Annotated in this window: 23 protein-coding genes and 1 tRNA gene; 9 read left to right on the plus strand and 15 right to left on the minus strand. The window is 70.6% G+C overall.

From position 1 onward, the window contains the following. Positions 1-52: 52 nt before the first annotated feature. Together tuf and ACN20J_RS09440 are read right to left on the minus strand one after the other, a co-directional pair. Entirely contained in the window at positions 53-1,225 is a 1,173-nt protein-coding gene (gene tuf, locus ACN20J_RS09435; RefSeq protein ID WP_190232601.1) for an elongation factor Tu, read from the minus strand. Positions 1,226-1,592: 367 nt separating this feature from the next. Next, the gene (locus ACN20J_RS09440) at positions 1,593-2,327 is read right to left on the minus strand and encodes a DNA alkylation repair protein (protein WP_419665699.1); all 735 of its coding nucleotides are present in this window, start codon (positions 2,325-2,327) and stop codon (positions 1,593-1,595) included. Positions 2,328-2,376: 49 nt separating this feature from the next. On the opposite strand from ACN20J_RS09440, the gene ACN20J_RS09445 reads away from it, so the two are divergent. Continuing rightward, positions 2,377-3,162 carry a TVP38/TMEM64 family protein gene (locus tag ACN20J_RS09445; RefSeq protein WP_189845258.1) on the plus strand — a complete coding sequence of 262 codons (786 nt, stop codon included), beginning with the start codon at positions 2,377-2,379 and terminating at the stop codon, positions 3,160-3,162. A gap of 312 nt (positions 3,163-3,474) precedes the next feature. Here the strand turns inward: ACN20J_RS09445 and ACN20J_RS09450 are convergent, their stop codons facing one another. Next, a complete protein-coding gene (locus tag ACN20J_RS09450) occupies positions 3,475-4,644 on the minus strand; it encodes a thiolase family protein (RefSeq protein ID WP_190232598.1) in 1,170 nt (389 codons plus the stop codon). 105 nt (positions 4,645-4,749) lie between these two features. On the opposite strand from ACN20J_RS09450, the gene ACN20J_RS09455 reads away from it, so the two are divergent. Next, a complete protein-coding gene (locus ACN20J_RS09455; protein WP_055617119.1) occupies positions 4,750-5,226 on the plus strand; it encodes a winged helix-turn-helix transcriptional regulator in 477 nt (158 codons plus the stop codon). A gap of 146 nt (positions 5,227-5,372) precedes the next feature. Here ACN20J_RS09455 and ACN20J_RS09460 read toward each other — a convergent pair whose 3' ends face one another. From ACN20J_RS09460 to ACN20J_RS09470, 3 genes are read right to left on the minus strand one after another with little or no spacing between them, the layout of a single operon-like run. Further along, positions 5,373-6,101, minus strand: a complete 729-nt coding sequence (locus tag ACN20J_RS09460) for a cupin domain-containing protein (protein ID WP_419665700.1) — start codon at positions 6,099-6,101, stop codon at positions 5,373-5,375. Continuing rightward, entirely contained in the window at positions 6,098-7,033 is a 936-nt protein-coding gene (locus tag ACN20J_RS09465; protein WP_190232596.1) for a PmoA family protein, read from the minus strand. Before ACN20J_RS09465 ends, ACN20J_RS09460 begins: the two co-directional genes overlap by 4 nt. Continuing rightward, positions 7,030-8,283, minus strand: a complete 1,254-nt coding sequence (locus ACN20J_RS09470) for a Gfo/Idh/MocA family protein (protein WP_372505255.1) — start codon at positions 8,281-8,283, stop codon at positions 7,030-7,032. Before ACN20J_RS09470 ends, ACN20J_RS09465 begins: the two co-directional genes overlap by 4 nt. 295 nt (positions 8,284-8,578) lie before the next feature. Here ACN20J_RS09470 and ACN20J_RS09475 point away from each other — a divergent pair, with 295 nt between their 5' ends. Next, positions 8,579-9,454 (plus strand): undecaprenyl-diphosphate phosphatase, encoded by an 876-nt coding sequence (locus ACN20J_RS09475; protein ID WP_189845263.1) that lies wholly within the window; start codon positions 8,579-8,581, stop codon positions 9,452-9,454. A 147-nt stretch (positions 9,455-9,601) separates the two neighbouring features. Here ACN20J_RS09475 and ACN20J_RS09480 read toward each other — a convergent pair. Beyond that, positions 9,602-9,678: transfer RNA gene (locus tag ACN20J_RS09480), tRNA-Asp, on the minus strand. A 122-nt stretch (positions 9,679-9,800) separates the two neighbouring features. Beyond that, entirely contained in the window at positions 9,801-10,361 is a 561-nt protein-coding gene (locus ACN20J_RS09485) for a carboxymuconolactone decarboxylase family protein (protein WP_419665701.1), read from the minus strand. 99 nt (positions 10,362-10,460) lie between these two features. On the opposite strand from ACN20J_RS09485, the gene ACN20J_RS09490 reads away from it, so the two are divergent. Further along, a complete protein-coding gene (locus ACN20J_RS09490) occupies positions 10,461-10,796 on the plus strand; it encodes a winged helix-turn-helix transcriptional regulator (RefSeq protein ID WP_419665702.1) in 336 nt (111 codons plus the stop codon). Between the two features lie 127 nt (positions 10,797-10,923). Next, positions 10,924-11,103 (plus strand): hypothetical protein, encoded by a 180-nt coding sequence (locus ACN20J_RS09495; RefSeq protein ID WP_055617124.1) that lies wholly within the window; start codon positions 10,924-10,926, stop codon positions 11,101-11,103. Positions 11,104-11,178: 75 nt separating this feature from the next. Here the strand turns inward: ACN20J_RS09495 and ACN20J_RS09500 are convergent, their stop codons facing one another. Continuing rightward, positions 11,179-11,919, minus strand: coding sequence for an SDR family NAD(P)-dependent oxidoreductase (locus ACN20J_RS09500; protein ID WP_419668862.1), 741 nt, complete (start codon positions 11,917-11,919; stop codon positions 11,179-11,181). A gap of 232 nt (positions 11,920-12,151) precedes the next feature. Between ACN20J_RS09500 and ACN20J_RS09505 the strand changes: the two genes are divergently transcribed. Next, a complete protein-coding gene (locus ACN20J_RS09505; protein WP_189845265.1) occupies positions 12,152-12,637 on the plus strand; it encodes a nuclear transport factor 2 family protein in 486 nt (161 codons plus the stop codon). A 119-nt stretch (positions 12,638-12,756) separates the two neighbouring features. Next, positions 12,757-14,343 (plus strand): apolipoprotein N-acyltransferase, encoded by a 1,587-nt coding sequence (lnt, locus tag ACN20J_RS09510; protein WP_419665703.1) that lies wholly within the window; start codon positions 12,757-12,759, stop codon positions 14,341-14,343. Here the strand turns inward: lnt and ACN20J_RS09515 are convergent. Beyond that, on the minus strand, positions 14,267-15,172 hold the full coding sequence (locus ACN20J_RS09515) for a Gfo/Idh/MocA family protein (RefSeq protein WP_419665704.1): 906 nt from the start codon (positions 15,170-15,172) through the stop codon (positions 14,267-14,269). The genes lnt and ACN20J_RS09515 overlap by 77 nt on opposite strands. Positions 15,173-15,360: 188 nt before the next feature. On the opposite strand from ACN20J_RS09515, the gene ACN20J_RS09520 reads away from it, so the two are divergent. Together ACN20J_RS09520 and ACN20J_RS09525 are read left to right on the plus strand one after the other, a co-directional pair. Beyond that, complete coding sequence (locus tag ACN20J_RS09520; protein WP_190232590.1) at positions 15,361-15,873, plus strand: DinB family protein; 513 nt, start codon at positions 15,361-15,363, stop codon at positions 15,871-15,873. Between the two features lie 134 nt (positions 15,874-16,007). Next, a complete protein-coding gene (locus ACN20J_RS09525; protein ID WP_419665705.1) occupies positions 16,008-16,475 on the plus strand; it encodes a hypothetical protein in 468 nt (155 codons plus the stop codon). 92 nt (positions 16,476-16,567) lie between these two features. Here the strand turns inward: ACN20J_RS09525 and ACN20J_RS09530 are convergent, their stop codons facing one another. The 5 genes from ACN20J_RS09530 to fabG all read right to left on the minus strand — a co-directional run bounded on the left by ACN20J_RS09530 (position 16,568) and on the right by fabG (position 21,563). Then, positions 16,568-17,143: a hypothetical protein gene (locus tag ACN20J_RS09530; RefSeq protein WP_419665706.1), complete on the minus strand. Its 576-nt coding sequence runs from the start codon at positions 17,141-17,143 to the stop codon at positions 16,568-16,570. Between the two features lie 271 nt (positions 17,144-17,414). Further along, positions 17,415-18,098 (minus strand): uracil-DNA glycosylase, encoded by a 684-nt coding sequence (locus ACN20J_RS09535; protein WP_361889313.1) that lies wholly within the window; start codon positions 18,096-18,098, stop codon positions 17,415-17,417. Between the two features lie 140 nt (positions 18,099-18,238). Beyond that, positions 18,239-19,819, minus strand: coding sequence for an ABC transporter substrate-binding protein (locus tag ACN20J_RS09540; RefSeq protein WP_189845272.1), 1,581 nt, complete (start codon positions 19,817-19,819; stop codon positions 18,239-18,241). Positions 19,820-20,028: 209 nt separating this feature from the next. After that, positions 20,029-20,784: an SDR family oxidoreductase gene (locus tag ACN20J_RS09545; RefSeq protein WP_419665707.1), complete on the minus strand. Its 756-nt coding sequence runs from the start codon at positions 20,782-20,784 to the stop codon at positions 20,029-20,031. 17 nt (positions 20,785-20,801) lie between these two features. Continuing rightward, the gene (gene fabG, locus ACN20J_RS09550) at positions 20,802-21,563 is read right to left on the minus strand and encodes a 3-oxoacyl-ACP reductase FabG (protein ID WP_055618474.1); all 762 of its coding nucleotides are present in this window, start codon (positions 21,561-21,563) and stop codon (positions 20,802-20,804) included. Between the last annotated feature and the right edge of the window lie 71 nt (positions 21,564-21,634).

Genomic DNA, 21,634 nt, shown 5'->3' on the forward strand with positions numbered 1-21,634 from the left:
CCTCCCGTACGTTCCGTACGGGAGGCGGGCACTCACACCGGCCGCGCCGGATTCAGCCGACGACCGCGGTCACCGTTCCGGCGCCGACCGTGCGGCCGCCCTCGCGGATCGCGAAGCCGAGCCCCGGCTCCAGCGGCACCTCGCGCCCCAGCTCGACCGTCATGGTGACGGTGTCGCCGGGCCGCGCGACCGCCCGCTCGCCGAGGTCGACGTCGCCGACGACGTCCGCGGTGCGGATGTAGAACTGCGGCCGGTAGCCGGTGGACACCGGCGTCGTACGACCGCCCTCGCGCGCCGACAGGACGTACACCTGCGCGGAGAAGCGACGACTCGGTACGACGCTGTCGGGTGCCGCGACGATGTGTCCGCGGCGCACCGCGTCACGGGGCACACCGCGCAGCAGCAACGCCACGTTGTCGCCGGCCTGCGCCTCGTCCATGGGCTTGCCGAAGGTCTCCAGGCCGGTGACGACCGTGTCCACGGCGGCGCCGAGCACTTCGACACGGTCGCCCACGCGGACGGTGCCGCGCTCGACGGCTCCCGTGACGACCGTGCCCCGGCCGGTGATGGTGAGCACGTTCTCCACCGGCAACAGGAACGGGGCGTCCAAGTACCGCTCGGGCATGGGCACATACGTGTCCACGGCGTCGAGCAGCGCGCCGATCGCCTCGGTCCACCGGGGGTCGCCCTCCAGCGCCCTGAGTCCGGAGACCCGTACGACCGGTACGGAGTCGCCCCCGTAGCCGTGCGCGGTCAGCAGCTCGCGGACCTCCAGCTCGACGAGGTCAGTGAGCTCCTCGTCGCCCGCGTCGGCCTTGTTGAGCGCGACGACGATGTGGTCGACGCCCACCTGCCGGGCGAGCAGCACGTGTTCGGCGGTCTGCGGCATGATCCCGTCGAGCGCGGAGACGACGAGGATCGCCCCGTCGAGCTGCGCGGCCCCGGTGACCATGTTCTTGACGTAGTCGGCGTGGCCCGGCATGTCGACGTGCGCGTAGTGCCGGGTGTCGGTCTCGTACTCGACGTGCGAGATGTTGATGGTGATGCCGCGCGCGGCCTCCTCCGGCGCGCGGTCGATCCGGTCGAAGGGAACGAACGTGCCGGAGCCGCGCTCGGCGAGGACCTTGGTGATGGCGGCGGTCAGGGTGGTCTTGCCGTGGTCGACATGACCCATGGTGCCGATGTTCAGATGCGGTTTGGTGCGCACGTAAGCCGTCTTGGGCATGGCAGTACCTCGAAGCCTCTTCGGTGTCAGCGGAGCTGAGTGATGGCCCCGGCGTCAGAACGGCCGGGACAGGGACCCCAAGGACTTGCCGACCCTCCCCCTGCGGGGTCCGCCGGACGATCCGGGAAGGGTCAGCTTCGGGCGCCGTCTGCGGCGGCCAAGGTGATCAGGACGGCAGCCTTCGGCGCATCCGCGACTGCGGATGCTGCGAGGTGGAAGGCGTACCGGAACATGAGGAGATCATCGCCGACGCGCAGTGCGGCGTCGAATGGTTTTTCGCTGCCGTGACCTGCGCTGAGTCGGGTGTTTCCACTGGTGTGTGAGGTGCCGATGATCCGGTGCGTCAGGGGGCCGACGATCTCGTGCGTCAGGGGCCGACGTTCTTGAGCGCCTCGCGCACGGACAGCGGTGAGAGCCGGTCCCGCTCGCCGGCGACGAAGTCCCGTACCGCCTGCGGGTCCGTCTTGGCGTACTCGCGCAGACACCAGCCGATCGCCTTGCGGATGAAGAAGTCGGGGTGCCCGGACTGGCGGACGCAGTACGCGAAGAGGCGTTCGGTGTCGGTCGTGTCCTTGTAGCGGAGCTGGTGGAGGAGGGCGGTCCGGGCGACCCACAGGTCGTCGTCCTCGATCCACCTGTCCATGTCGGCCTTCAGCTTGGGGTCGGCCGCCACGAGGCCTCCGACGACATGGGCGGCGAGTGCGTCGACGGTGTCCCACCAAGGGACCGTGGAGACGAGATGGCGTGCCACGGGCAGGAAGCCGGACGAGAGACGCCTCACATGCCGGCGCAGATAGTCGACGGCGAAGTACTGGTACTCGCGCTCCGGCAGCCGCCAGCAGCCCAGCGCCACCGCCGTGCAGTCGGCCTCGTCCGGGCGTGGCGTTCCGTCGAGGACGGTGCGGGAGAGCACGCGGCGATCGGGCGTGGTCAGGCCCAGGAAAGGCGCGATGTCCTTCATGTACGCGCGCATCTCCCCGGCCCGCCGCGGATCGGCCGCCGCGGCGTAGATGGCGGTGAGCCGCTCCAGCACGGTGTCCGCGAGGGCGCTGCGCGGCAGCTCCAAGTGGCCATCTGACGTTCCGGAAGCTGTGACGCCCATGAGACGAACCATACGGCGATCACACACATTGGTCAGTTAGTGTCACCGGATGCTCGATGCCACCACCCGCTCTGGGGGCACCGCCACGGCCGCTCCCCCGGTCCCCGCAACGGAACTCGTCCCCACCGAGTTCACGACCGAGTTCACCACCGCGCCAAGAGGTCTGACCGTCCGCTGCACGAGAGCGCTGCTCTCTCCGTGGGCCCGGCTCTCGCTGCTGGTGTCGCTGCTGGTGTCGGCGGGCGCGACGGTGCTGCTGTTCGAGCCCCAGAAGCTGCTGGCCGACGGCTGGCCGCCCCAGCTGAACGGCGCGGCGGCGTCCGTGGTCTTCGCGGTGGCGTACGGGCTGTGCACGGTCGCGTTCGTACCCCGGCCGCTCCTCAATCTGGCGGCAGGCGCCCTGTTCGGCTCACAGCTCGGGCTCGGGGCCTCGCTCGCGGGTACGGTGCTCGGGGCAGGGATCGCCTTCGGGCTCGGCCGGATCCTCGGGCAGGACGCGCTGCGCCCGCTGCTCCGGGGCCGCTGGCTGAAGGCGGCGGACGGCCAGCTCAGCCGCCACGGATTCCGCTCGATGATGGCGGCGCGGCTCTTCCCGGGCGTGCCGTTCTGGGCCGCGAACTACTGCGCGTCCGTCTCCCGCATGGGCTGGTTCCCCTTCCTCCTCGCGACGGGCCTCGGCTCCATCCCCAACACGGCCGCGTACGTCGTCGCCGGCGCCCAGGCCTCGACCCCGACGTCCCCCGCCTTCCTGATCGCCATGGCCTTCATCGCCCTCCCCGCCCTCGCGGGAGCGATCATCGCCTGGCGCAAACGCCACCACTTCCGGGACCGCTGAGTCGGGCTCCCTCGGGGGCTGCCCCGGGGACCTCCAGCCGCGCCGCGAGGCCGCCGGTCGGCCGGGCCACTGTCCGGCTGGCTGGTTGGCTGGTTGGCTGGTTGGCTGGTTGGCTGGGATCGGTGACACGCGAGGCGCCACACACCACCATCAGGTCGGCAGCGCCATCACAGGGCGGGCAGCGCGGCCGTGTCCGCGCGGCCGTCGCCGGTCACCGATCCTGGGCGGTGCCGGCCGCGCCGCTCACTCCCGGCCCACGGTCCCACAAAGGCCCGCGTGCCTCACCGCATCCGCATCCGCCTCCACATCCGCCTACAACCCCTCCAGCACCATCGCGTTCGCCAGGCCGCCCGCCTCGCACATCGTCTGGAGGGCGTAGCGGGCGCCGCGTGCCCGCATCGCGTGGACCAGCGTGGTCGTGAGGCGTGTGCCGCTCGCGCCGAGCGGGTGGCCGATGGCTATCGCGCCGCCGTGGACGTTGACCTTGGAGAGGTCGGCGCCCGTCTCCTGCCGCCAGGCGAGGACGACGCTGGAGAAGGCCTCGTTGACCTCGAAGAGGTCGATGTCGTCGAGGGTGAGCGACGCCTTGCGGAGCACCTTCTCCGTGGCGGGGACGACACCGGTGAGCATCAGTAGCGGGTCGGACCCGGTGACGGCGAAGCTGTGCAGCCGCGCAAGGGGCCGCAGGCCGAGCCGGGCAGCGGTCTCGCTGGACGTGATGAGCACGGCGGACGCGCCGTCGTTGACGGGGCTGGCATTGCCCGCCGTGACGTTCCAGTCGATCTGCGGGAAGCGCTCAGCGAAGGCCGGGTCGTAGTAGGCGGGCTTCAGACCGGCCAGGACCTCCGTGCTGCTGCCGGGCCGGACGCACTCGTCCCGCGTCACACCGTCGAGAGGCGCGACCTCGTCGGCGAACAGCCCGCTCTCCCACGCCTCGGCGGCCTTCCGGTGCGACTCCACCGCGAAGGCGTCCATCTCCTCGCGCGAGAGCGACCACTTGGCCGCGATCAGCTCGGCACTGATCCCCTGCGGAATCAGCCCTTCGGGGTACCGCTCGGCGACTCCGGGCCCGAAGGGGTCCTTGCCCGTCGGCACGTTCGACCACATCGGAACGCGGCTCATGGACTCCACGCCACAGGCCACGACCAGGTCGTACGCCCCCGAGATGACGCCCTGCGCCGCGAAGTGCACCGCCTGCTGGGAGGAGCCGCACTGGCGGTCCACCGTCGTCGCGGGCACCGACTCGGGGAAGCCCGCCGAGAGGACCGCGTACCGCGTGGTGTTCATGGCCTGCTCGCCGACCTGGTCGACCGTCCCGCCGATCACGTCGTCGATCAGCGCGGGATCGACTCCGGAGCGCTCGACGAGCGTACGGAGGGTGTGGGCGAGGAGTTCCACGGGATGGACGTGGGCGAGCGAGCCGTTCGGCCTGCCCTTGCCGATCGGAGTGCGTACGGCCTCGACGATGACTGCGTCACGCATGGTCCGGCCCCTCGAAGTCATAGGGTTTGCTTTCCAAACCCACTAGTGACTCCACGGTAACCCAGTGGGTTGGAAGAACCAACCCACCCCCATAGACTGGATCGCATGAAGGACGCCCGCCCCTGCTCGATCGCCGACACCCTCGCGCTCGTCGGCGAGAAGTACTCCCTGCTCGTCCTGCGCGAGGTGACCCTGGGCGCCACGCGGTTCGACCAGCTGGTCCGCAACATCGGCGCCCCGCGCGACGTGCTGACGAGCCGCCTGAAGCGGCTGGTGGACGCCGGCGTGCTGGAGAAGGTCGCGTACAGCGAGAAGCCGCCGCGCTTCGAGTACCGGCCCACGCGGGCCGGTCTGGAGCTGGAGCCCGTGCTCCTCACCCTCATGGCGTGGGGCGACCGCCATCTCAACGACGGCGATCGCCCCATGGTGCTCGAACACGTCGGCGGCCCCGGACACACGGGCGGCCACGAACTGGTCCCGGTCGTCACCTGCGCCGAGTGCGGCGAGGCGGTCCGACACGACGACCTGACGGCCCACCCGCAGACCCCGGGGTGGACGGCGACGGGGCCCGCGGCGGCGTAGCCCGAACACCGCCGCGCACGTTCCCAGCCGAACCGGGAAGCACGCCACCGGAAGCACGCCACCGGCGGAGCTGGAACCACGTCCGCGCCGGAACCAGAAGCACGTCCCTGGCCGAGCCGGAAGCACGCACCGGCCCGGCACCGGCGCTAAGCCCCCCGGTACACGTCCAACCGCCCGCACATCCCGAACTTCCCGTACGCGGACGGCTGTTCGGCCCGCACGACGGCGTCGGCGAGGTGGGACGCGTCCCCCCGCTCCAGCCGGTCGAGCTGTTCCCCCGTCGCCGCGGCAGCAGCCTCGGCACCCCGCCGCCACCGCTCACGCCACTCGGCGAGCCGGGGGCGTACGAGCTCGGCGGCGGCCCGCTGGAAGGCGGCGAGCGGCTCGGGCCCGTCCGCCTCGCGCAGCGTCCGGTAGCCCTCCAGGGCGAGGTCGCGCCGGGCGCGGGCGAACCGCTCCTTCTCCTCCTCGGGCGCGTCCGCCGGAATGACGGTCGCGGCGGCGTACGTCTCCGGGTCGGTCAGGTACTTCGGCGGCAGGGTGAGCACCGCGTCCCCGGCTTCCGGAAGCCCGCTGTTCTGCATGAGGACGGTGATGCGCAGTTCGTCCTCGTTGACCAGCCGGTGGATCGTGCCGGGTGTGAACCAGGCGACCGTGCCGGGCGCGAGCGGCGTGACCTCGTACCCGGACGTGGTCAGGGTCTGTACCGAGCCCCGGCCGCCGGTGACTACGTACGCCTCCGAACAGGTCAGGTGCAGATGAGAGGTTCCGCCGCACACCCCGTCGTCGGCGGGCCAGTCGTAGACCGACAGATGCGAGACGGCGACACCTCCGGGGAGCCCGGCGAATCCGGTCGAGTCGGGGCCCGCGCTCACCACGGGTGCACCGCCAGGTACTTGGCGATCTCCTCGCGCTCCCAGGCACCGTCGGCAACGACGACGCGGTAACGGCGGGTGAGGGTCTCGCCGGGTGCGAGCTCCAGCTCGTCGAAGAAGGCGAAGGAGGGGGCGACGGCCGCGAACGGCTCGTTGCGGACGAACCAGTGGGCCGGATGGGCACCGCCCTCGCCCGTGTGGTCGTTCTCGGGGGCGTGCGCGAAGACGAGCGTCGCGTACCCGTCGACGACGTCGTGCTCCGCGGAGTACGCGAGCCAGGGCGCCTGCTCACCCATCAGGTCGGGACCCTCGCCGTCGGGCCCGATGATCCGGCCGTCCCGGAAGCCGCGGGGGCCGCGCCAGAACAGGCCCGTGTACCCGGCCATCTCCCGCCCGGCCGTCGTGGGGCTGCCGAACCGCAGGGGCTCGTCACGGCGGTTGGTGACCGAGGTCGAGAAGGTCAGCGCCCAGGAGCCGGACACCGGGTCCACGTCGTGCACCTCGACGCGGCGCTCCTCCTCCGCCCAGAGCGAGCCGTCGTACGGATGCCAGGTGAGTTGCTCGGCGATGACCACACGGTCACCCTCGGCGCGCACCTCGTCGAACTTGACGTGTGTCATCGACCCGACACGCTCAGGGAGTTCGAGATACCCCTCTCCGTGAACGTATGTGTTGCCGCCCCACAGGTTCGCCCCCGACAGATGCGAGGCGGTCATCTGCAGACCCTTGTGCCAGCGGTGGTCGTTGGGCCGGTAGTCCGTGACAACGTTGCCCGCGAGCGTCCTGAGCGGATGCAGATACGGCTTCGGGGCCTCCCAGGCCGCCTCGGGGCCGTACACGTAGCTCAACAGGTCGACACCGGTGGTCCGTTCGGTGATCGTGATGCGGTCGCCGTGGGCGTGGACGATGCGCAGGCCGTCCTGTGCGGTCATGCCGATGCCTCCTCGTGCGTCGTGGGTGCCCAGCCGGGCGCGCCGCCGTGCAGGGCGGTGTAGTAGGGGTCGCCGGGCCCGATCTCACCGGCGCGGACGGTGACGTCCGTGAACGCCGACTTGTAGAGCGCGGTGATCAGCTCCAGGCTGGTGCGCCCGTCGGCACCGCTGCTGCGCGGCCGCTCGCCCGCGCGCATGCTCGCGACCAGGTCACGCAGCTGGGCCAGGTGCGAACTCGGCACGTCGGCGCCGAAGTCCTGCCAGGCCGCCACGTCCTCGATGGGAGCGTCCGGTGCCGGAGTGATGCGCCAGTTCTCGTTGCTGTGCCCGTAGAGATGGGTGAGTTCGACCGTCGCGTGCTCGCAGTCGATGCGGATCCGGCTGACCTCGTCCGGGCTGAGCACGCTGTTGACCACGGTCGCGAGCGCGCCGCTCTCGAAGCGGACGAGCGCGGTCGAGACGTCCTCCGTCTGCACGTCGTGCACCAGGCGCCCGGCCATGGCCCGCACCTCGCTCCACGGCCCGAGCAGATCGAGCAGCAGGTCCATCTGGTGGATGCCGTGTCCCATGGCGGGTCCGCCGCCCTCGGTCTCCCACTTTCCGCGCCAGGGCACGGCGTAGTAGGCGGCGTTGCGGTACCAGGTGGTCTGGCAGTGCGCCACGAGGGGCCGCCCCATGGCCCCGTCGGCGATCAGACGCCGTACGTGCCGGGCTCCCGAGCCGAACCGGTGCTGGAAGACGATGGAGGCGTACGGACCACCCTCGGCCCCTTCCTCCGCCTCCACGGCGTCGAAGTCGGCGAGGGTCGGCACGGGCGGCTTCTCGCACCACACCCAGGCGCCGGCGCGCAGGGCGGCGACGGTCTGGTCGCGGTGCAGGGTCGGCGGGGTGCAGATGGAGACGAGATCAGGGCGCTGTTCCGCCAGCATCCGGTCGAGATCGGTGTAGCCATGCGGAACACCGCCGTCCGCGCAGAAGCGCTTGACCGCGTCGGCGTCGATGTCGACCGCGGCGACGATCTCCACCTCACCCTCGGCGGCGAGCGCGGCGAGTGCGGGCAGATGGCTGCCGGAGGCGATGGCTCCGGTGCCGATGACGGCGGCCTTGATCCGGCGGCCGTCGAGGGGGACGGGCGGCCTGCTCTCGCGCTCGGTGCTCTCGTACTGGTTGCTCGGGTGCTCGATGTCCTCGTGCTCGGTCGTCTTGCTGGTGGTGGCGTCGCGTGAGGTACGCATGGACGTGATCAGCACTCCATCGGACGTGACGGCGGTTCTGGCGGACGCCTGCCCTCCTCGGTGGCCACGAGACGGCCATCGAAGGCAGCAAGCGCTTTCACTCCTCGCGGAAACGTAAGCGGCGGCATCGCGGCGGGTCAACACCCTGGTCACCGTGGCGGGGTCCGTGAGGGGGAGGCCCTGTCGTCACACGCTCCCCGAGGGGCGCTACGCTGCCCCGGGCGCGCCTGATCACCGCAGACGACAACACGGCACGTCCGTCCGGCCTTTCACTCCGCTCCCGCCATCAGCACTTGGATCACGTAACTTCATGTCTTGGTTTGAATCCCTCATCCTCGGACTCGTCCAGGGGCTGACCGAGTTCCTTCCCGTCTCCTCCAGCGCGCACCTGCGGCTGACCGCGGCCTTCGCGGGCTGGGAGGACCCGGGAGCGGCCTTCACCGCGATCACCCAGATCGGTACGGAGACGGCGGTACTGATCTATTTCCGCAAGGACATCGCCCGGATCATCTCGGCGTGGTTCCGCTCGCTGACGAACAAGGCGATGCGGAGTGATCACGACGCGCAGATGGGCTGGCTCGTGATCATCGGGTCGATTCCGATCGGCGTGCTGGGCGTCACCCTCAAGGACCAGATCGAGGGACCGTTCCGCGATCTGCGCATCACCGCGACGACGTTGATCGTGATGGGCATCATCCTCGGTGTCGCCGACCGGCTCGCGGCGCGCGACGAGGCGGGCGGGAAGCACCGGGCGGCGAAGGAGCGCAAGTCGCTCCAGGACCTGAGCGTGAAGGACGGCCTGATCTACGGCGTCTGCCAGGCGATGGCCCTCGTCCCGGGCGTCTCCCGCTCCGGCGCCACCATCAGCGGCGGCCTCCTCATGGGCTACACGCGCGAGGCCGCGGCCCGCTACTCGTTCCTGCTCGCCATCCCGGCGGTCCTCGCTTCCGGCGCCTTCGAGCTGAAGGACGCGAGCGAGGGCGGCCATGTCTCGTGGGGCCCCACGGTCTTCGCGACGATCATCGCTTTCCTGGTGGGTTACGCCGTAATCGCCTGGTTCATGAAGTTCATCACGACCAAGAGCTTCATGCCGTTCGTCTACTACCGCATCCTGCTCGGCATCCTGATCATCGTGCTGGTCAGCATGGGCGCGCTGAGCCCGCACGCGGCCGAGTCGGCGGGCTGACGGCGGCCGCACTCGCAGCACCCCTGACATGACCGAGCCGCCCGCCTGATTTCCCCCGTGGCGGGCGGCTCGTGCTCGGTGTCCAGAGGTCTGACTCGGCGGCGGCGACGTAAGTGTCCTCGGCCGCTGGACGACACCGGCTCGCGCCGGCGACGGGATTCGAACCCGCGTCTCTCTCTTGACAGGAGAAGTAGCCGCAGCCTTCGCACCTGGACGTGAATCACCGTAGCGGGGCGGGCTGTTGAGGGCACGCGATTATCGGCGGGGTGCCGCGGCTGCCCGCGGAGCTCTACAGCTGTCCGCAGGGCCCTACGGCTGTCCACGGGATTCGCGGCCCCGGTCCGGCTCACCCCTCCGGGAACGCCCGCGCCCACGGCTCCTGTTCGATCTCCAGCCCGTTGGCCACGTACGCGATGGTGCGGTACCAGCCCGCCAGGACCAGGAACTCCAGGGCTTCGAGTTCGTCGAGATGGGCCCGGAGCGCGGTCCAGGCATCGTCCGACAGGCGGGCCGTGTCGTGGAGTTCGTCCACGGCCCGGAGCAGGGCGCCCTGACGTGGCGTCCAGGCCGGATCGGCCGGGGTCCCGGTCACGGTCAGGGGAATCCGCTCCTCCCCCAGACCCGAGACCTCGGCGTACGCGGCCATGTGGACGCCCCACTCGTACGCGCAGCCACAGCGGGCGGCGACCCTGGCGATGACCAACTCGCGGTCGGCGTCGGAGAGGAGGCCGTGGACGAGCAGGCCCGCGCCGAGGGTCCGCATACGGGAGGCGAGGTCGGGGTGGCGTTGCAGGACCTTGAAGAGCATCAGGGGTTCCTGGGTGACGCCGGGTGGCATCCAGCGGCGCAACTCGCGTTCGGATTCGGGGCCATAGGGCGGCGTGACGCCGTCGATGCGTTGCTTCATGTCTTGCGACTCTTGCGCTTCTGAAATCGAAGCGCAAGGGTGAGAATGCAAAGGAAGGCATCGGTAGTTGTCAGGCAACCGACGAGGAGGGAAGGCATCTTGGGCACCGCACCCCGTCCCGGCCGGCCCATGCGCGGGTCGGCCACCGGCCGTCCCGTCATGGCCGCGCTGGACCTGCTGGGCCGCCGCTGGATGCTGCGCGTGATCTGGGAACTCCACCGGAGCGGTGCGCCGATCGGCTTCCGCGACCTCCAGCGCCGCTGCGACGCCATGTCGTCCAGCGTCCTGTCCGCCCGCCTGACCGACCTCCGCGAGGCGGGCATCGCGGCGCCCACGGACGAGACGACCTGGCGCCTCACACCCCTCGGCGAGGAGCTCGTGACGGCGATGGGGCCCCTGCTCGACTGGTCCCGCACCTGGGCCGACCAGCGGTGAAGCGGAACGGCGGCAGGCTCTTTTCCCAACCCGTAGAGCCTCAAACGTTTTTGGCGTGACCAACCACATACTGCATGGGTAGCCGTTTGGTAGCGCACTGTCAGTCCTTGGCCCTACGCTTGTGCGCATGTCCCCCAATTCCGTGAGCCCTGGTTCCGCGCGGTCTGCCGCCGTGCTGAATGAGCAGATCCGCGCGTTATGGATACGCGCCGGCGGTTCCCTGTCGGCCCAGGAGAGGGCCGAGTACGAACTGCTGGTCGTGCAGTGGGCAGCGGCGATACGTCATGAGGTCATCGAGGCGGCCTGAGACCGCGGGGTGAGGCCCGCGGAGTGACGACTTCCTGAGCGTGCGGGACCGCCTCGCCGGCCGGATCCCCTCGCCTCACCGGCCCCCTGCCACCCGCAGCACCGCCCCAGTGGCGTACGACGACTCCGGTGACAGCAACCACGCCACGGCAGCCGCGACCTCCGCCGGATCCCCCGGCCGCCCGAGCGGAATCGACGGAGCGAGGCGGGCCGGGCGGTCCGGATCACCCATCGCCGCATGCATCTCCGTGTCGATGAGGCCCGGGGCGACGGCGTTGACGCGGATGCCGTCGGGGCCGAGTTCCTTCGACAGACCCACCGTCAGCGCGTCGACCGCCGCCTTGGTGGCCGCGTAGTGGACGTACTCCCCTGGACTGCCGAGCGTGGCCGCCGCCGATGACACGTTCACGATGGCACCGGCGCCCCTGGGTGCCATGTCGCGCGCGGCCCGGCGCGAACACAGCAGCGTGCCCAGGAGGTTGACCTCCACGACCCGGCGCAGCTCGGCGGTGTCCGTGTCGGCGAGCCGGCCGAGCGGGCCGGTCACGCCCGCGTTGTTCACCAGGCCCGTCACCGCCCCGAGCCGCTCGGCCGCCGTGTCGAAGAGCCGCTCGACGTCCGCCTCGTCGGCGGTGTCCGCGCGTACCGTCACGCACCGCGCCCCGGCCTCGCGCACGCCGGCCGCGGTCCGCTCGGCGGCCTCGTCGTCGCGCGCGTACCCGACCACCAGGTCGTGACCGTCCACCGCCAGCCGCAGGCAGGTCGCGGCACCGATCCCCCGGCTGCCACCCGTGACGACCGTGACGGGACGAGACAGACGAGACATGAGCGCTCCTTCGTGACCAGTTATCAGTGATCCGCGGTCCGCAGTCCGCAGTCCGCAGTCCGCAGTCCGCAGTCCATGATCCGTGGTCCGCGGTCCCGCCCGTGCCGGAACAGGTCGGCTGATCGTCTCCCGGGACCGGATCCGTACGTCCATACGGCGCACGACCGGTGAATATCACTGCACGCCCCTTGGCTCGGACCTCCCCGTGGCCAACACTGAGCCGATGACGCAGCGCGTGGAACTGGCTACGGTAATGGACCGGCTCGCGGTCGACGGACTGGTCACCGAGTACGCGGTGGCGGTCGACGACGGGGACTGGGAGGCGTACCGCGGACTGTTCGCGCCGGACGGGCGGGCGGACTACCGGTCGGCGGGCGGTATCGAGGGGGACGCGGGGCAGATCGCCGGATGGCTCGCGCAGACCATGGAGCTGTTCCCGATGCGGCAGCATCTGATCGTCAACCGGCGGGTGCGGTTCGGGGCGCTGGAGCAGGACACGGGCGACACGGCCCGGATCCAGGCGGACTACGTCAATCCGATGCGGTTCGCGGGACAGGACGGCGGATCGACCGAGCCCGACTTCGTGTGCGGCGGCCGGTACGACTTCGGGCTGGTGCGGACGTACAACGGCTGGCGGCTGCGTGAGGTGGTCGTCCACGAGAAGTGGCGCCGGGTCACGCAGACGCAGCAGGAACCCGCCGCCCATTGAACCCTCGGTCGGCCTGTTCGCGTCTGCCCACCTGAGTGGATCGCCCCCTTACGTAGATCGTCCCCGTGCGCGCACACTGGAGTCACGCACCGTGCTTCGGGGGTCGAGGGAGGCGCTGCATGAAGCTGTCCGCCGCTGACTGGCGCCGACGCCTCGGCTCCCCCTGGTGGCGCGGCGCCGCGGCCGTGCTCGCGGGTGCGCTGCCGATGCTGAGCTTCCCGGCGCCGTCCCTGTGGTGGTTCGCGTATGTGGCGCTGGTGCCGTGGATCCTGCTCGTCCGCTCGGCTCCGACGGCCCGGCGGGCGGCGTACGACGGCTGGCTCGGCGGGCTCGGTTTCATGCTGGCCGTGCACCACTGGCTGCTGCCGAGCCTGCATGTCTTCACCGTCGTGATAGCGGCGCTGCTCGGCGCGCTCTGGGCACCGTGGGGCTGGCTTACCCGCAGGTTCCTGGCCGGTGTGCCCTCGGCGGGCCAGGTCGTCGCCGCCCTGTTCGTGCTGCCCTCAGCCTGGCAGATGGTCGAACTCGTGCGCTCCTGGGAGGGGTTGGGCGGTCCCTGGGGGCTGCTCGGTTCGAGTCAGTGGGACGTGGAGCCCGCGCTGCGGCTGGCCTCGGTGGGCGGGGTGTGGCTGCTGAGCTTCCTGCTCGTCGCCGTGAACGTCGCGGTCGCCGTCCTCGTCGCCGTACGGCAGTCCCGCGTCCCCGCGGTCGCCGGGCTGGTGGCGACGGCCGCGGCCGCCTCGGCGGCCTGGGCGTGGTCGCCACGGCCGGACGTCGACGGCCGGGTCCGGATCGCCGTCGTGCAGCCCGGGGTGATCGACGGCGTCGGCGGCGCGGAGAAGCGGTTCGCGCGCGAGGAGGCGCTCACCCGGCAGCTGGCCGGGCAGGACGTGGACCTCGTGGTGTGGGGCGAGAGCAGTGTCGGCTTCGACCTCGCCGACCGGCCCGACCTCGCGAACCGGCTCGCCGCGCTCTCCCGCCAGGTGGACGCGGACATCCTGGTCAACGTGGACGCGCGCCGCTCCGACCGGCCCGGCATATACAAGAGTTCGGTGCTCGTGGGTCCCGAGGGTCCGACCGGCGACCGCTACGACAAGATGCGGCTCGTGCCCTTCGGCGAGTACGTACCGGCCCGTTCTCTCCTCGGCTGGGCCACGTCCGTGGGCAAGGCGGCGGGCGAGGACCGGATGCGCGGTACCGGGCAGGTGGTGATGAACGTCGGGGACGGTCTGAGGATCGGCCCGATGGTCTGCTTCGAGTCGGCGTTCCCCGACATGAGCCGTCATCTCGCGCGGGACGGCGCCGATTTGCTGCTCGCCCAGTCGGCGACCTCGTCGTTCCAGCAGAGCTGGGCGCCCGAGCAGCACGCGTCACTTGCGGCGCTGCGGGCCGCCGAGACGGGCCGGCCGATGGTGCACGCGACGCTCACCGGTGTCTCCGCGGTCTACGGCCCGAGCGGCGAGCGCGTCGGCTCCTGGCTCGGCACCGACGCCAGCGCGTCCGCGGTGTACGACGTACCGCTGGCACACGGTGTCACCCCGTACGCGCGGTTCGGCGAGTGGCCGGTGTACGCGGCGCTGCTGATCCTGGCCGCCCTGGGCACCACGGAGGGTGCCCGTTCGCTGCGGGTCAGGCGGGCCGGTCCGTCACCGCGCGTACCACCCGCTCGCACAGCTCATGAGTCGCCAGCGCGTCCCGGGCGCTGAGCACCTTTCCGGCGCGTACGGCGTCGAGGAACGCGAGCACGACCTGCTCGATCCCGCGCTGCCGGGCCACCGGCACCCAGTCGCCGCGTCGGCGTATCGTCGGCTGGCCCTTGTGGTCGATGACCTCGGCGAGGTTGACGACCTGGCGCTTGGTGTCCTGCCCGGAGACTTCGAGGATCTCCTCGTTCGAGCCGCTCAGCCGGTTCATCACGCCGAGTGCCGTGAATCCGTCCCCGGCGAGCTGGAGGACGACGTGGTGCAGCAGTCCGTTCTCGACCCGGGCCCGCACGGTCATGTCGTCGACCGGCCCCGGCGCCAGGAACCGCAGGGTGTCCACGACGTGGATGAAGTCGTCGAGGATCATCGTGCGGGGCTGTTCCGGCAGGCCGATGCGGTTCTTCTGCATCAGGATCAGCTCGCGCGGGTGGTCGGCGCACTGCGCGTACCCGGGTGCGTAGCGTCGGTTGAAGCCGACGGCCAGGCTGGTGTTCCGCTCCTCCGCGAGCTTCACCAGGCGTTCGGAGTCGGCGAGTTCGTACGCGATCGGCTTGTCGACATAGGTGGCCACGCCCGCTTCGAGGAGGCGGGTCACGATCTCGGGGTGCGCGTGGGTGGGCGCGTGCACGAATGCCGCGTCGAGGTCCTGCGCGAGCAGCTCGGAGAGGTCGGTGTGCCGCTGCCCGGCCGGCAGGTGGAGGCTGTCCGCGACCCTGGCGAGAGTGGCGGGCGTCCGCGTGTGCACATGCAGTTCGAGCCCCGGCCGGGTGGCGAGCACCGGCAGATAGGCCTTCTGCGCGATGTCTCCGAGTCCGATGCAGCCGACCTTCACAGGGGTCTCCTCAGGGGAACCGACATGTCCAGGGCGTGCTCACCCGTGTCTCCTCGGAAGCATACGGCGCCTGCGGCGGCCGGAGCTGTGGAGGTCCTGGACGGCATGCTGCGGAGCTGATCGCTCACGCCGTCGGCACGGCCTAGAAAGGGTTAGGCCGTCGGTCGGCGCTCCGCGATGATGCGGGCATGACGATTGAGCGCAGTGAACCCGCGATCGACGCCGACGAACGAACCATGCTGGAGGGCTGGCTCGACTACCACCGCCAGACCCTCGCGTGGAAGTGCCAGGACCTGGACGACGCCCAGCTCAGGACCGCCTCGGTGCCGCCGTCCGAGCTCTCCCTGATGGGGCTCGTCCGGCACATGGCGGAGGTGGAGCGGAGCTGGTTCCGCAGAGTGCTGGCCGGCGACGATGCCGGCCCGATCTACTACAGCGACGAGGACCGCGACGGCGAGTTCCACCTCACCGAGAAGGACACCTGGGAGGAGGCGTACGGCACCTGGCAGCGGGAGATCGAGGCCGCCCGGCAGAACGCGGCGCGCTTCGCACTCGACGACCTGTCCGACGGCAGGAGCAGGTTCACCGACAAGCCCTTCAACCTGCGGTGGATCTACACCCACATGATCGAGGAGTACGCGCGCCACAACGGTCACGCCGACCTGGTCCGCGAGCGGATCGACGGGGTCACGGGCGACTGAGGTACGCGCGGGGCGACGGGTCCGTTGGGCATCGGGCCCGGCCACCGGGGCTCGGGCGCAAGTCGTTCACCCATGCGGGGCATCCTCCGCTTGTCAGCTCCCCAAATGGGGGCGGACACAGCAGAGTTGCGCGGGTGCATCGAACCGCGACCACCGCAACGCTCCTGGTCACCGTGGCCGTCTCGGCCGTCTCCGGCTGTGTGACCGTCCAGCGACCGCTCGCTCCCGGCGCCCCGTCCGCGCCCCCTCCGGCCTCGGAGCCCCACCCGGACGGCAGGGCCGAGCCCCAGATCGTGCAGGCGCCGGCCCGGGAGGCCCTGGAGATGATCGGCCCGTCCCGGCGCCCGCCTGCACCCGCGTCCACGTCCCGCCGTACGGCCCCTTCGGCACCCGCCGCGGCCCCGGCGGTCCCTCCCCGTCGTGCCGCCGCCGATCCGCCGCGACGCCCGGAGCCCCAGCGGCCGGAGCGGCCCGCGGTTCCCCGTCAGCCCAGGGCGACGGCTCCGGTGGCCGCGGATGTGTGCGGCTTGGGCAGGCAGTACGGCGGCTGGAACCCGGACAGCCCGCAGGCGACCATCTGCAAGGACGTGTACGGCCGTTGACCGACCGGGGCGCCGATCCGCAGAGGTGGCGGCGGGCGGTCTAGAGGCTCGGACGAGGGCGTCGTGCAGGCCCTGAAGACCCGCGACCGCTTCTACGGCCGCTGCCTCGGCGGCCCCAGCGTCTCGCCACCCGGTCCTCTCCCCTGCCCCGGCGCCGGTTCGGGCGCTCCGCCCGACGGCCCCTCCTCGTCGAGCCTCAGCTCCAGGCGGCCGATGCCGGCCCGGACACCGTCCCCGTACGCGTCGTCGCCGAGGACGTCCACAGTGTCGCGGGCCCGGCGCAGATGGCTGCGGGCGGCCTCGGAGCGGCCGAGGTTCGCATAGTCGACGGCGAGGCTCAGATGCAGGGAGGGGTAGAAGGCCCGCACCGCGATCGACTGCTGTTGCTCCACGAGCCGCGTGTCCGTGAGTGCGTCGGTGAGTGCGTCAGCCGCCGACAAGGCCCGCAGGTCCCAGGCGAGTTCGTCCGTGGGGTCGTCCTGGGCGTCGGCCATGTAGTGCGCGAGGGTGCAGCGGTGTAGCGCGTCGCCGTCCTCGCCGATCTCGGTCCACAGGTCCAGGAAGCGGCCTCGGGCCTCCTCGCGGTCACCGCCGTGGAGGAGCATGGCGACCTGCCCGATCCTGGTCATCATCGCGTCCGCCGCCGCCTGTTCCTGTTGCTCCGCCACCGGATCGTCCTCCACGCTCGTCCGCCGGCCGCAGCGCCCGCGCCGGTCGTTCCGTCACCTCTCCCGACGCTAACGGCAGAGGCTGACAATCGAGCTCAGGCAGCCCCGGGGGCCCCGCGCGCCACTGGGCCAGGCCGGTGACGGACGGCCCACCGACCGGCCGGACCGGTCCCCCGCAACAGCAGAACCCGGCCCGGCATGCAGCCGAACCGGGTCCTCGTGCCGCACGCCGTGGTGACGGGGGTGGCAGGGATGACGGGGTGACGCGATGTCAGCCCAGGTCGGGGATCCGCCAGTCGATCGCGTCGTGACCCTGCTTGGCGACCGCCTCGTTGATCTGCGTGAACGGCTGCGAGCCGAAGAACTTCTTCGCGGACAGCGGCGAGGGGTGCGCGCCCTTCACCACGATGTGCCGCTCCTCGTCGATGAGCGGGAGCTTCTTCTGCGCGTAGTTGCCCCACAGGACGAAGACCGCAGGGTCGGGCCGGTCGGCCACGGCCCGGATCACCGCGTCCGTGAACTTCTCCCAGCCCTTCCCCTTGTGCGAGTTGGCCTCGCCGGAGCGGACCGTCAGCACCGCGTTGAGCAGCAGGACGCCCTGCTGGGCCCACGGCATCAGATAGCCGTTGTCGGGGATCGGTGTGCCGAGCTCCGCCTGCATCTCCTTGTAGATGTTGCGCAGCGAGGGCGGGGTCTTCACGCCCGGACGGACCGAGAAGCACAGGCCGTGGCCCTGGCCCTCGCCGTGGTACGGGTCCTGGCCGAGGACGAGCACCTTCACGCTCTCGTACGGCGTCGCCTCCAGCGCGGCGAAGACCTCCTCGCGCGGCGGGTAGACGGGACCCTTCTCGCGCTCCTCCTCGACGAACTCGGTGAGCTCCTTGAAGTAGGGCTTCTGGAGCTCTTCGCCCAGGACGCCGCGCCAGGACTCGGGCAGCATGGCGGTGTCGGTCACGTCAACTTCCTCCGGTGTGCGCTCACTTCACGGCCGCGGAACACACGGCCGTGGGTGACCGCGCGAGGCGCGGCCACCGTCAGAGCACAGAACCTACAGGCGCCCACTGACAATCGGGCCCGAGTGCCCAAGTGCCCGCGCTACCAGCTGGTCTTCCAGTACAGCTCCCACATCGCCATCATCGTCGCCGGGTCGATGGCGTTCTCGGCGCCGCCGATCTCCTCGTTCGCGGCGACGTGCTGCTTGCCCTGCCACAGCGGCAGCAGGCGGGCGTCGTCCAGGAGGATCTGCTGGGCCTTCTCGAACTCCGGGGCCACCGCCCCGCGGTCGCTCTCCCGGCGCGAGTCGGGTATCAGCTTGCCGGTGATCTCAGGGGTGTCGTACGGCGTGCCGAGCGCGTTCTGCTCGCCCACGAAGGGGGCGATGAAGTTGTCGGCGTCCGGGAAGTCGGGGAACCAGCCGCGCCCGAAGACCGGGTACTCGCCCTTCTGGTAGCCCCCGACGTACGTCTTCCAGGGGCGGCTCTTGAGCGTGACCTTGAACAGTTCGTCGGCCTCCAGCTGCCGCTTCAGCTCCTCGAAGGCCGGCTTGGTCTGGGAGCCGTAGCGGTCGGTGGTGTACCAGAGGGTGAGCGGGACGGGCTCGGTGATGCCGTCGTCCGCCAGGATCTGCCTGGCCTTGGTGGCGCTGGGGTTCCCGAAGTCGTCGAAGAAGCCCGTGGTGTGGCCCACCAGGCCCTTGGGGATCATCGAGTACAGCGGCTCGACGGTGTCCTTGTAGATGTTGTGGGCGAGCGCGGGCCGGTCGACGATCTGGGCGATCGCCTTGCGGACCGAGATCTTCTTGGCCCACGGGTCCTTGGGGTTGAACACCAGGTAGCTGATCTCGGTGGTGGGGTTCTCGACGAGCTGGAGACCCTCGTCCCCGCTGTTGTCCTGGATGTCCACGATGTCGGAGGCGCGCAGACCGCGGTAGACGACGTCGATCTGCTTGTCCCTGAGGGCGTCGGCCATCGCGGCCGAGTCCCGGAAGTAGCGGATGGTGACGGCGTTGTTCTTCCGGTCCGCGATCCCCTTGTAGTTGCCGTTCTTGACGAGCTCGGCCTGCTTGCCCTCTTCGTAGGACTCCAGGTTGTACGGCCCCGAGCCGGTGACCTTGCCGTCCTTGCGGAGCTCGGTCGCGGGGTACTCCTCGGGGTCCACGATCGACATGGCGGGCGTGGAGAGCACGAAGGGGAACGTCGCGTCGGGCTGGTTGAGATGGAAGACGACCTCCTGGTCGCCCTTCGCCTCGACCCGGGAGAGGCTGTTCAGCAGACCGGCGGGGCCGCCGTTGACGTTGATCTTCTTGATCCGGTCGATGGAGTACTTGACGGCCTTCGCGTCCAGCTTGTGCCCGTTGGAGAACTTCAGTCCCGTACGCAGCTTGCAGCTGTACACGGTGCTGGAACCGTTGGTGAACTGGCAGCTCTCAGCGGCGTCGGGTTCGGGCTCGGACGCGCCGGCGGGGAAGTTCAGAAGAGCCTGGTGAACGTTGCGGAACAACTCCCACGAGTTGTCCCAGGAGGCCGCCGGATCCAGTGTGCTGGGCTCACTCGTCGTCCCCACGAGGATCGACTTCCCCTCGTCGGAAGAGTCCGAGGAGAATACGCCGCATCCGGCGACCAGGGATATGGACGTGATCGCCCCCATCTGACGCAGGTATCTGTCCCGCTTGAACACGCGCACGCTCCTCGATCGGCCATACCACAAGGGTGGGCGCACGATACCGCAGCGCCCGGCCGCATGGGCCTTCACACTGGCAGGGCCCTTGATCAGCAAGTATCGCGGAGTGTGTCGGAACGGTCTCTTTCCTGGTGGGCCCCTGGACAGGCGGACGCCCGGGCGTTTTTCGGCCAAGCCGCCCGGGCGTCCGCGATCGAGTTCCGTTGTCAGACTCCGGCGTTGAGGAACTTCCCGCCGTCGACCACCAGCGTCTGCCCGGTGATCCAGTCCGACTGTTCCGAGGTCAGGAAGGCGGCGGTGCCGCCGATGTCCGACGGCACGCCGAGCCGGCCGAGGGGGTAGCCCGCAGCCGCCTCCTCCTCGCGGCCCTCGTACAGGGCCTTGGCGAACTGCGTCTTGACGACGGCGGGCGCGATGGAGTTGACCCGCACCTTGGGCGCGAACTCGTGCGCCAGCTGAAGCGTCAGGTTGATCATCGCGGCCTTGCTGATGCCGTACGCGCCGATGAACGGCGAGGCCTGGACGCCCGCGAGCGAGGAGATGTTGACGATCGCGCCGCCGTTCTCGCTCTGCCACGCCTTCCACGTCCGCTGGGCGAAGCCGAGCGCGGAGACGACGTTGGTCTCGAACACCTTGCGTGCCACGTTGAGGTCGAGGTCGGCGATCGGCCCGAACACCGGGTTCGTACCGGCGTTGTTGATCAGGAAGTCGACGCGGCCGAACGCCTCCATGGTGCGCTCGACGGCGATGGCCTGGTGGGCCTCGTCGTGGGCCTTGCCCGCGACGCCGATCACACGGTCGGCGCCGAGCTGCTCGACGGCCTCCTTGAGCGCGTCCTCGTTGCGGCCGGTGATGCACACCCGGTCGCCGCGGGCGAGCAGCGCCTCGGCGACTCCGTAGCCGATGCCGCGGCTGGCGCCCGTGATGAGGGCGACCTTGCCGGAGAGTTCCACAGTGGTCATGTTCCTGTCCCCCGGCCCTAGTTGAGCGGTCCGCCGGCCACGTACAGCACCTGGCCGGAGACGAAGCCGGCCGCGTCACCCGTGAAGAAGGCGATCGCGTTGGCGATGTCGTCCGGGTTGCCGACGCGCTGGACCGGGATCTGGGTGGCGGCAGCGGCCTGGAACTCCTCGAAGCCCATGCCGACCCGCTCGGCGGTGGCGGCGGTCATGTCGGTGACGATGAAGCCGGGCGCGACGGCGTTCGCGGTGACACCGAACTTGCCGAGCTCGAACGCGAGGGTCTTGGTGAAGCCCTGCAGACCGGCCTTGGCCGCGGAGTAGTTGACCTGGCCGCGGTTGCCGAGCGCGGAGGAGGAGGAGAGGTTGACGACACGGCCGAACTTGGCGTCCACCATGTACTTCTGGACGGCCCGCGTCATCAGGAAGGAGCCGCGCAGGTGCACGTTCAGGACCGTGTCCCAGTCCGACACGCTCATCTTGAACAGCAGGTTGTCACGGAGCACGCCCGCGTTGTTCACCAGGATCGTCGGCGCCCCGAGCTCCTCGGCGACGCGCGCCACGGCGGCCTCGACCTGCGCCTCGTCGGAGACGTCGGCGCCCACCGCGATCGCCCTGCCGCCGGCGGCGGTGATCTTCTCCACGGTGTCCTTGCACGCGGCCTCGTCGAGGTCGATCACCGCGACGGCGCGGCCCTCGGCGGCCAGTCGTACGGCGGTCGCGGCGCCGATGCCGCGCGCGGCACCGGTGACTACGGCGACGCGCTGCTCTGAGGTGGACATTGCTGGTTCTCCTCGCCCTTGGGAAGCCCTTGAAAGACCAAACCTGCGGCTCTCACGGTACGCCCCTCTGG

It is taken from the genome of Streptomyces sp. 2-1, from assembly GCF_048564895.1.
Taxonomy (GTDB): domain Bacteria; phylum Actinomycetota; class Actinomycetes; order Streptomycetales; family Streptomycetaceae; genus Streptomyces; species Streptomyces phaeochromogenes.